We start from the raw sequence: 9907 nt of genomic DNA, 5'->3' as shown, positions 1-9907 counted from the left end.
GCCTCTATCAACAATTATTACTAAAAAGTAACTATCGCACAAAAAAGTAGGTACTTCTTTTTGAGGGAAATACAGACTATCAAAAAAAAAACTAGAAAGGGTGACAAAAATCATTTTAGATTTATCGATTTTAAAGAGTTACTTTGGATTGAACAGAAAACAAATGATGAAAATTTTTTCTTGATTATGAAAAAAGTAGACACTACAGAAACTGTTTTTTAGTAGCCCTTTCGTTTATACTATTACTTATATAATGAAAAAATTGAAACTTAAAGTGTATCATCACGACGGACTAAACTTGGAAACCTTTGAAAAAAAACATTATTGTACATAAGGATTAGTATTTATAAAATTCGGAACAGTTTTATTCATTTATCTGTAGGATGTTCCTGTTGATTTAAAGCCAATTCGTAAAGTATCTATTTCTCAAAGTTTAACTTTTTTGAGTGTGGTGAAATAAATTCTATAGTTTATTTTAACCTTTTTCAGATTTTATGACCTGAAATTTATACAATTCAAGAAAAGAGGGCTGAAAAATTTCATTAGCAGAGCGATTAAAATATTACAGAAATAAATCCGGACTCTCACAAGCTACTGTAGCAAAGGAGTTAAAGGTATCCAGACAAGCCATTTCGAAATGGGAAAACGGCAGAGGTTATCCTGATATAGATAATTTGATTTTATTGAGTAACACGTATAAAGTATCTATCGACCAATTATTAAAAGAAATTGAAGAAGTCCAAGAAGAAATTACTAATAACAAAATTGAATATACTCAGAAAAGACAATTTTTAATATTGAACAAAAAAAAGACTGAAGTTGAATCAAATGATGAAGGTCTTATATTATTGACTATTGCAACCAACACTGTTTTGTTGTTCCCATTAGGTCTTCTCATTATTCCGTTTATTCTCATTCGCAACAAAAAAACGAATAGTTTATATAAGCTTGTATATTTTGTAAGTATTTTTTCTTTCTTGATTAATATTTTTTGTTTGGTAGATTTTATTTTTTAAAATCCCGGTACATTTTGGAAGATGTAATAATCGAAATAGTAAAATAATGTAAACTATCGATAATTGAAAACATAAGTAAAGAATAAATGATGTCAATCAAACATAATAAAATTAAGATTGTTTCAAAAAAATCTTACATTCAAATATAGTTTCCTAAAAAGGAGGTGTAAAAATGGAATATTTAGATAAAAAAAAATTAGGAGTTTTTTTTATCAGTACGTCTTTTGTCATAGGGCTATTTTTAATTTTCAATACATCTATATTTACTCCGACTAACGAATTGTATATAACTGCTCCTACATTGTATAGAAATATAACTATATTATTACTTTTAAATTGGTTATTTATTTTGGGAATAGTATTGATAAAGAAGGAGTGAATAAAATGGCTCTATAATTTATGGGGGCACTACAGAATCAAAATTAATTCTTCAATTCGATTTTTTATTAATGACTTTAGTCAGTTTCACACTCTTTGCGTGCAGAACAAAAAAATCTGAAACAAAATCGTATTCATTTTGTCTCAGATTTTATTTTATAAACTCATCAGTCCTTATTAATAAAGAGCAAATGAAATCTACCACTCCTTTATTAATATCGAATCAATGCGTATTCTCCATAAGTTGGGACTTTTCTGGTATAAGAATTAACGGAATAAATCCTTCCTGTAGCCAAATCATACTGTTCCCTAGTGCCTCTCTCAACTGAATATCTAACTCTATAGCCTACATAAACTCTCTGATTAGCACCAACATTCAATGTATACCCTGTGGAACTTGTTCGTGAAGCCGAAGCTGCAACTTGGATCCCATAAACATTTCCAGTTGTTGTAGCTCCAAACGTTGTTGATCTATTCGTAGTGATTGATCCACCTTTGCTGCCAGTTTTTAAGTTATCAGAAACTCTTCTATAGCCAGACCATTCGTAGAAAGTCGTTACGTTCTTTTTTCTGTATCTTATTGTATTAATCATTCTACTGGCATTTTCATTATTAAATTCGGATTCTCCATGACTAGTTGAATTTTGTCTTTCATCAAAAAAAATTTCAGTTTCATTTACTATATCGGGATTTATTTCATTTAAAGAAGAACTATCATGCATCAAATCATTTTCAGAAGCTAAAACTGTTTTAGAATTAGCTATTCCTAACCCCACCAGACTTATCATACCAATCTTAAGTAGTACAGAACTTTTACCCATTGTTTTTCTCCTCCTTAATTTTTCTACAAATCAAAAAATAATTTTTGACATACAACCATACATTTGATAAAAAAAGAAACGGACAAAAGACTAGAGAGATAATACAAATAAAAAAAATTGAATAAACTCATAATTTAAAGATAAATGAATAACTGTACAAAGCAAAGAAACAATCCGTTTACATAGGAGAAACGAACTATTTACATCCAATAAAAACTATTTTATGGTTCAAGGGAAGTTCCTTCATTTTAAAGCGATACATTTTGAAATAATGGCTCATTGTCAAATAATGTTGGTGATGAGAAATCTTAGAATAATTTGGACAGAACAGAAAGAAGAAATCCTCTTTTTGTTCTGTTTATTTGGTTAAAATGTTCAAAAATATAAAATACGTGTATTTTATAAACAAAAATTAGAAAACACTCATTAAACTATCCGTTAGAAATACCTCTATCAACAATTATTACTAAAAAGTAACTATCGCACAAAAAAGTAGGTACTTCTTTTTGAGGGAAATACAGACTATATTATGTATTCGTCAGGAAAAAACAAGGAGGATATCAAATGAACAAAAGAATTTCACCCATACTTACATTACTAGCATTAGTTATCAATGCTTTTGCTATCGGCTCAACAGAATTTATCAGCGTAGGCTTGATGCCACTGATCGTTAACAGTTTCCACGTCACTTTGGCACAAGCTGGCTTGACAGTTTCCCTTTATGCAATAGGTGTGACCATCGGAGCACCATTATTGACCGTTTTAACAGGAAAATGGAATCGAAAATATCTGATGATCGTCATCATGCTTCTATTTATTATAGGAAACCTAGTAGCAGCTTTTGCACTATCGTTTTCTATGCTCTTAGCCGGAAGAATCATCTCCGCTTTAGCCCACGGTCTGTTTATGTCTGTTTCTAGTGTCATCGCGGCAGATGTCGTTGAACCAAATAAACGAGCAAGCGCCATCGCTATCATGTTTACTGGTCTTACTGTTGCCACTGTAACTGGTGTACCTCTAGGAACATTTATTGGTCAACAAACAAATTGGCACTTCACGTTTATCTTTATTGCGATCATAGGGGCTATAGGCTTGATTGCAAACCTCTTCTTGATTCCAAAACAACTACCGATCCCTGGGGTTGTAGATCTAAGAGGAATCATCCGTATTTTTAAAAATAAGTTTCTGTTAGGTTCATTCATCGTCACTGCTCTTGGTTATGGTGGCACATTTGCAGCTTACACGTATTTAACACCGATTTTAGAAGATAAAATTGGGTACTCTGCCCATGCTGTAGTTCTTTTACTAGTAGTTTACGGCATCATGGTCGCTATAGGAAATACAATAGGTGGGCATTTTTCAAATAAACAGCCACTGAAATCACTTAGCTTGATGTTCGGACTCCTTTCTCTGTCTCTTGTCTTTTTATTTGTAGCGATCTTGAGTAATCAACTGATTTTGGCAACTCTTGCTACCTTGGTCTTGGGATTGTTTTCATTTATGAATGTTCCTGGATTACAACTCTATGTCGTTCAACTAGCTGAAGAATACACCCCTAAAGATATTACTTTAGCCTCAGCATTCAATATCTCAGCATTTAATATTGGCATTGCATTCGGTTCATTCGTTGGTGCACAAGTAACAAAATCAATTGGCGTCACTTATACACCAATTTTTGGTGCCATCATTGTCCTGTTGGCAGTATTCCTAGTTTTTCAATTGTTACACATTACAAGAAAAACTTCTTCATTAAAAGAAAAAACAGCAGAATAGCTAGTTATCAAAGAGGTCAAAACAAAAGTGTTTCTTACTTTTGTCTCACGCTCGTTTTTTTTTTGAAATTTCCGAAAAACATGACTTTTGGACGCTGTTTATTTGAGAGAGGCTGGGACAGAAGTGTTTAACGCCGATAAATAAGAAGAAATGAACGAAAATTGCTTTTCAAATTTTTGTGAATTTCGCTTATTTCCGAAGGAGTTGCTTCTGCTCCCGCCGTTTACTCGAGAGTTTGTAGTAAACCTGATTTTTAGATTTGTTCCACATTCTTTAGTTTTGAAACAATATTTTCTCTATACAAAAAAGACTAAAAGAGATATTTTTCGCTATTTTAGTCATATCATTGTGTGAACTAAACGGCATTTGAAAGATTGCTTCGGCGGAATCAAGCCGGATAATTCAAAAATATGGAAAGCTATTTTCAAATTATCCGGCTTAATTCTTGAAGCAGAGCATCTTTCAAATGCCTCTATTCTTGCAAACTGATTTTCAATTCTTTTACTCCCGTGATCGTCATCAAAACGAGTAAGCTGACTAAATAAATACTGCTTAAGAAGATGATAACGGCTGTTAAATTATAGTGATCCATCAAAAATCCGATCACAATGGAAGAAAATCCACCGACTGCACGTCCTAAGTTCATAATGAAATTATTGGCGGTGGCTCGGATCTCAGTTGGGTATAGGCTGCTGATGATTGCTCCATAGCCGCCGTACATTCCATTGATAAAGTAACCAACAACGACAGCAGCGGCTACTAAACTCCACTGGCTATGTGCCATTACTAGTAAGAATACTGATAGAGAGGAACAGAGCAAAAATATAGTGAATGCGGTTCTTGGCCCTAATTTATCCATGATGATCCCAAAGGTCAGCATACCTAAGGACATTCCGACGATCGTACTGACCATCCATAGTGAAGAGCCAGATACTGATAATCCTAATTGTGCTTGCATGATCGATGGCAACCAGTTCATCAAGCCAAAATAACCCGCGATTTGGACTGTTACCATGATGCTTAGGCCGATTGTTTGCCATGCAAGATGCTTTGTTTCAAAGAGATGACTCAGTTTCGTCGTTTTACCAGTAGCTCTTGTTTTTTGAAAATCCTCTGGTTCTTTTAAGCCTCGGCGAATGACCAAGACCATCAATACAGGTAGCACCCCGATAACGTATAACATTTTCCAACCCAACCAAGGAATAACAACAGCAGCTAAAATCGCAGCCAAGGCAGCTCCTACTTGTGCACCGATCCCAGCGATCGAAGAAGCTCTTCCGATTTGTTTCTTTGAGAAACTTTCAGAGATCAAAGACATACACGCCCCATATTCTCCTCCTGCCCCGATTCCTGCAATAAACCGAAAAAGATAAACAAGATAAATGTTTGAAGCAAAGAACATCAATAACGAGGCGATTGAAAAAAGTAGCACCGTTTGAGAAAACACCTTTACTCGTCCATATTTATCTGCCATAAGACCAAAAAAAATACCTCCAACGAGCATCCCCAAATTAGTGATCGTAGCAATCATTCCTGCTTGCGTTCCACTAATATGAAAAGTTGCTATCATTGAAGATAAAGAAAAAGCTAAAAACATGATATCCATATTCTCTAATGCGATTCCTGCTGATGTTGACAATAAGACTTTTCGTTGATACTTCGACATTCCTTTTTACCCCTTTTCCTTGACCCTAAATTGATAAAATCATATATAAAATCCAAGGAAAATGCAAGCACTTTTAGTTTTTTATTATAAAATAACAAAAAACGTTATTTATAAGAGATGCAATTGTTTTTTTATCACTTTTTATTCGAAGTATTATTCGATCAATCAATGCTTTTATCTAAGATGGATCGTAGCACTCTTTCCCGTAACTCGACTGCATTGATTTTATTCTTTTGCTCATATCCCTGTACAAGTAAATCGCAAATATACAGTTGTGAGATTTTTCCTGCTAACGATCCACCATTCAAAAATTCTTCAATGGCTGTTTGTAAGACAAGGTCGGCTGTTTGCCCAATGGGGGAATGAATATAATTGGTGATCGCTAAGATTTTTGCGCCATTTTTTTTAGCGATTTCTACTGAATCGAACGTATCCTTCGTTTTTCCAGATAACGAGAATGCCACGATTACATCCCCTTCTTTTAGCAAAGAAGCAACTTGTGCTTGAAAATGCGGATCTAAAACAGCCTTTGCTTGGACACCCACACGTAAAAACATACTTTCTAGGTCAAGACTCGTATTTCCACTAGACCCTACCCCAAATATATAGAGATGATTTGCTTCGCTAATTAGTTGAATCGCCTCATCTAATTTTTCTTCATTTAGTAAACGAGCCGTAGAATGAAGAGCTTCAGTTAAATTATTCGCAATTTCATCGTAATATTTTCCACTAGATGGCTGTTCTTTTTTTTGACTAAAATCTTCTTTCGCAATTTCGATTTTCAAATCTGAAAAACCAGAAAATCCTAATTTTTGGCAAAACCGGATGATCGTTGCATCTCCAACTTTGGTTTTTTCTTTGATATCGCTCATCGTACTGTAGATGATTGTTTTTCCAGAAGTAAGAATTAAATCAGCAACTTTTTTTTCGGATTTAGTCAATAATGGATAATGCTCTTTGATCAGATAAATATAATTCATACAAACTCCTTTATAGCAAGTTATTTTCTCCATTATACTCCAAAAGAATAAAAAAAACTCCAAAATTATCCAATTTCTACTTTACAGTTATGAAAGCGGGTGCTATATTTAATTCGGAGTTATTATCCAAAAATAATTCAAAAACGGAGTGTTTAGGAGAATGGATAAACAATCATTTTTAGAAGCAATTTCAGGTGGTCTGATCGTGTCTTGTCAGGCATTACCTGGTGAACCATTTTATACAGAGGAAGGAGGTCTTATGCCCTATTTTGCTCTAGCTGCACAAAGAGCTGGTGCGGTGGGCATCCGTGCAAATTCTGTTCGTGACATTTTGGAAATCAAAGAAAAAGTTTCCTTGCCTATGATCGGCATCATCAAAAGGGACTATCCCCCAGAAGCGCCATTCATTACAGCAACTATGCGTGAAGTAGATGAACTCGTTGCTACTGGTGTAGAAGTGATTGCGTTGGATTGTACGCTTCGCAAGCGCCATGACGGGTTATCCATCAATGCGTTTATTGCTCAGATCAAAGAAAAGTATCCTCATCAGCTGTTCATGGCAGATATCTCTACTTTTGAGGAAGGAAAAAATGCTTGGGAAGCTGGAGTTGATTTTGTCGGGACAACGTTAAGCGGCTACACGGAAGAAAGTAAAAAACAAGATGGTCCAGATATCGAATTGATCGAACAACTAGTCGAAGCAGGAATTCGTGTCATCGCAGAAGGGAAAATCCACACGCCAGAACAAGCCAGACAGATCAAAGAACTAGGTGTGGCTGGAATCGTCGTTGGTGGTGCGATTACCCGACCACAAGAAATTGCTGAACGTTTTATTCATGCATTAAATTAGGAGGAGAAAAATGTTTAAGAAATTTTCACAATTAGGCCGTGCATTCATGTTGCCGATTGCTATCTTACCTGTTGCCGGATTACTTTTGGGTCTCGGAGGCGCACTAACAAATGAAAGCGCCATAAATGCCTACCCGATTTTAGCCCAACCATGGCTCCACACGATTTTAAGTATCATGAGCTACGCCGGAAATGCTGTTTTTGCCAATTTAGCATTGATTTTTGCTATTGGTGTTGCTGTCGGCCTTTCAAATGGTGATAAAGGAACTGCTGGTTTAGCTGGCGGTGTCGCTTATTTAGTCTATACTGCGACGATCAGTGGGTTTCTTGAATTATTTTCTGCCAAAGGAGCAACTCTTGATACTGGAGTTGTTGGTTCTATTGCTATTGGCGGAACCGTTGCATTCTTACACAATCGTTATCGAAAAATCGAATTACCGCAATTCTTAGGGTTCTTTGGTGGATCACGTTTTATCCCAATTATTTCTAGTTTAGCTGCAATTATTATTGGTTCCTTCTTTTACTTGATTTGGCCACCCATTCAGAATGGTTTAGTAGTTGCCGGAGAACACATTGCGCAAATGGGTAGTCTAGGAACATTTTTATATGGCTTCTTACTTCGTCTTACTGGCGCTGTTGGTCTGCATCACACGATCTACCCACTCTTCTGGTATACCTCTTTGGGCGGTACAGAGAGCGTAGCCGGTGTCTCAGTATCCGGCGCACAAAATATTTTCTTTGCCCAATTAGCTGACCCAAATCATACTGGATTATTTACTTATGGTACTCGTTTCTTTGCTGGCAGATTTGCAACGATGATGTTTGGTCTCCCTGCAGCTTGCTACGCAATGTATCGTGCTATTCCTAAACAAAATCGTAAGAAAAATGGCGGACTTTATTTCAGTGGTGCATTAACCTCATTTTTAACTGGGATCACTGAGCCTGTAGAGTATATGTTTTTATTTGTTGCTCCATGGTTATATGTTATCCATGCCTTTTTAGACGGACTATCTTTTTATTTTGCAGACATCTTAAATATTCGAGTAGGTAATTCTTTTTCAGGCGGCCTGATCGATTTCTTATTATTTGGTGTACTTCAAGGAAATGATAAAACCAACTGGATCAAATTGATTCCTTTTGGACTTGCTTGGGCAGTCATTTACTTTGTCGTTTTCACTTTCTTCATCAAGAAATTCAAAGTTGCTATCCCTGGTATGACGGAAGAAACAGATACCCTTTCTGAACAACCATTGAACAAAAATACGTCACTACACGAAGAAGCTTTAACAATCATTAAAGCTCTTGGTAGTGAAGCAAACATCGAAACGGTCGAAGCTTGTGCCACTCGTTTGCGCGTTGCTGTCCTGGATGGTCAAATCGTCGATAAACAAACGATCCAACAATTAGGCGCTACTGCTGTTTTCGAGGTAAAAGGTGGCATTCAAGCTGTCTTTGGTGGAAAAGCTGATTTACTCAGTCAAGAAATCAATCAAATTTTGGAAAAGGATAATTAGGAGGACTTGTTATGTTCAAAATGTTCAAAAAGAAAAAACAAGAAACGATTACCGCTCCCTGCTCAGGAAAAGTGATTCCAATTTCTGCTGTGAAGGACCCGGTTTTTTCACAAAAATTGCTAGGAGACGGCTTTGCTGTCATTCCAGAGGATCAGACAATCTATGCACCACTAGCTGGTCGAGTAACAACGATTTTCCCAACAAAACATGCCATCAGTATAAAAAGTGACTCAGGAATCGATTATTTGATCCATATCGGTCTTGATACGGTAGAGATGAAAGGCGCACCTTTCACGATCCTTGTAAACGAAAACGAACAGATCACCATTGACACCCCTTTAGTTGAAGTGGATTTTGATCAGATCATACAAGCAAAAAAAGATCCTGCCGTGATTGTTGTTTTCACAGAAGCAGAACAGATCAGCGAGTTGGTCTTACAAACTGGCGCCCTTCTTCATGGAGAACCGTGTGGTACGATCGAGCGAATGAAATAAAGATGTCATCTCCAAGAAAGACCGGTATACTCTGAATCTTTCATAGCTCTTTCCCTCAAAAGCCAAAATCAAAAGAAGGCTGATGTTGTTTTTAGTATTTACCTTCAAAAATAAAACCAAATGAACAGAGGTCGAGACAAAAGTCGTTTAGGTTTGAGACATTGGAGAAAAAAAGTGTGGGACAAAAGTAAGAAACACTTTTGTCCCATTCTTTAAAAACGAATAAACGGTGAGAGCAGAAGCAACTCCTTCTTAAATAAACTGAAATTCACAAAAATTTGAAAAGTAATTTCCGTTAATTTCTTCTTATTTCTCGGAGTTAAACACTTCTATTCCAGCCTCTTTTTTCAAATTTCCGAAAAACCTGACTTTTGGACGCCGTTGATTCGAGAGTCTGTAGCAAACCTGATTTTTAG

The 9907-nt window shown here is 35.9% G+C and carries 9 protein-coding genes and 1 pseudogene; 6 read left to right on the top strand and 4 right to left on the bottom strand.

Annotation, left to right across the window (positions count from 1 at the left end; translation table 11 throughout):
* The first annotated feature begins 536 nt into the window (after positions 1 to 536).
* Both FGQ66_RS15835 and FGQ66_RS09835 read left to right on the top strand, forming a co-directional pair.
* Complete coding sequence (locus FGQ66_RS15835) at positions 537 to 1016, top strand: helix-turn-helix domain-containing protein (RefSeq protein ID WP_138302335.1); 480 nt, start codon at positions 537 to 539, stop codon at positions 1014 to 1016.
* A gap of 172 nt (positions 1017 to 1188) precedes the next feature.
* The gene (locus FGQ66_RS09835; RefSeq protein WP_081133992.1) at positions 1189 to 1395 is read left to right on the top strand and encodes a hypothetical protein; all 207 of its coding nucleotides are present in this window, start codon (positions 1189 to 1191) and stop codon (positions 1393 to 1395) included.
* Positions 1396 to 1606: 211 nt separating this feature from the next.
* Here FGQ66_RS09835 and FGQ66_RS09830 read toward each other — a convergent pair whose 3' ends face one another.
* Positions 1607 to 2215 (bottom strand): hypothetical protein, encoded by a 609-nt coding sequence (locus tag FGQ66_RS09830; protein WP_138302307.1) that lies wholly within the window; start codon positions 2213 to 2215, stop codon positions 1607 to 1609.
* A gap of 564 nt (positions 2216 to 2779) precedes the next feature.
* Here FGQ66_RS09830 and FGQ66_RS09825 point away from each other — a divergent pair.
* Entirely contained in the window at positions 2780 to 3988 is a 1209-nt protein-coding gene (locus FGQ66_RS09825; RefSeq protein ID WP_138302306.1) for an MFS transporter, read from the top strand.
* Positions 3989 to 4460: 472 nt separating this feature from the next.
* Here FGQ66_RS09825 and FGQ66_RS09820 read toward each other — a convergent pair whose 3' ends face one another.
* Both FGQ66_RS09820 and FGQ66_RS09815 read right to left on the bottom strand, forming a co-directional pair.
* Positions 4461 to 5654 (bottom strand): MFS transporter, encoded by a 1194-nt coding sequence (locus tag FGQ66_RS09820; protein WP_053108761.1) that lies wholly within the window; start codon positions 5652 to 5654, stop codon positions 4461 to 4463.
* Between the two features lie 161 nt (positions 5655 to 5815).
* Complete coding sequence (locus FGQ66_RS09815; RefSeq protein ID WP_138302305.1) at positions 5816 to 6634, bottom strand: MurR/RpiR family transcriptional regulator; 819 nt, start codon at positions 6632 to 6634, stop codon at positions 5816 to 5818.
* A gap of 160 nt (positions 6635 to 6794) precedes the next feature.
* Between FGQ66_RS09815 and FGQ66_RS09810 the strand changes: the two genes are divergently transcribed.
* From FGQ66_RS09810 to FGQ66_RS09800, 3 genes are read left to right on the top strand one after another with little or no spacing between them, the layout of a single operon-like run.
* Entirely contained in the window at positions 6795 to 7484 is a 690-nt protein-coding gene (locus FGQ66_RS09810) for an N-acetylmannosamine-6-phosphate 2-epimerase (RefSeq protein ID WP_115235252.1), read from the top strand.
* A 10-nt stretch (positions 7485 to 7494) separates the two neighbouring features.
* On the top strand, positions 7495 to 8997 hold the full coding sequence (locus tag FGQ66_RS09805; protein WP_081133998.1) for a PTS transporter subunit EIIC: 1503 nt from the start codon (positions 7495 to 7497) through the stop codon (positions 8995 to 8997).
* 11 nt (positions 8998 to 9008) lie between these two features.
* A complete protein-coding gene (locus FGQ66_RS09800; RefSeq protein WP_005877164.1) occupies positions 9009 to 9491 on the top strand; it encodes a PTS sugar transporter subunit IIA in 483 nt (160 codons plus the stop codon).
* 212 nt (positions 9492 to 9703) lie between these two features.
* On the opposite strand, the pseudogene FGQ66_RS15830 reads toward FGQ66_RS09800, so the two are convergent.
* Positions 9704 to 9820: pseudogene (locus tag FGQ66_RS15830) on the bottom strand (DUF3788 family protein); the annotation flags it as partial.
* Positions 9821 to 9907 lie beyond the last annotated feature (87 nt).

This window comes from Enterococcus sp. BSD2780061688st2 D3, from assembly GCF_005844145.1.
GTDB lineage: Bacteria > Bacillota > Bacilli > Lactobacillales > Enterococcaceae > Enterococcus_B > Enterococcus_B durans.
Note: the sequence above shows the minus strand (reverse complement) of the source record. Positions and strands in the feature narration are given on the sequence as shown.

Excerpts from the sequence above, each read along its gene's own strand:
- FGQ66_RS09830 (WP_138302307.1), bottom strand. The coding sequence starts at position 2,215 with ATGGGTAAAAGTTCTGTACTACTTAAGATTGGTATGATAAGTCTGGTG.
- FGQ66_RS09805 (WP_081133998.1), top strand. The coding sequence starts at position 7,495 with ATGTTTAAGAAATTTTCACAATTAGGCCGTGCATTCATGTTGCCGATT.
- FGQ66_RS09820 (WP_053108761.1), bottom strand. The coding sequence starts at position 5,654 with ATGTCGAAGTATCAACGAAAAGTCTTATTGTCAACATCAGCAGGAATC.
- FGQ66_RS09825 (WP_138302306.1), top strand. The coding sequence starts at position 2,780 with ATGAACAAAAGAATTTCACCCATACTTACATTACTAGCATTAGTTATC.
- FGQ66_RS09810 (WP_115235252.1), top strand. The coding sequence starts at position 6,795 with ATGGATAAACAATCATTTTTAGAAGCAATTTCAGGTGGTCTGATCGTG.
- FGQ66_RS09800 (WP_005877164.1), top strand. The coding sequence starts at position 9,009 with ATGTTCAAAATGTTCAAAAAGAAAAAACAAGAAACGATTACCGCTCCC.
- FGQ66_RS09835 (WP_081133992.1), top strand. The coding sequence starts at position 1,189 with ATGGAATATTTAGATAAAAAAAAATTAGGAGTTTTTTTTATCAGTACG.
- FGQ66_RS09815 (WP_138302305.1), bottom strand. The coding sequence starts at position 6,634 with ATGAATTATATTTATCTGATCAAAGAGCATTATCCATTATTGACTAAA.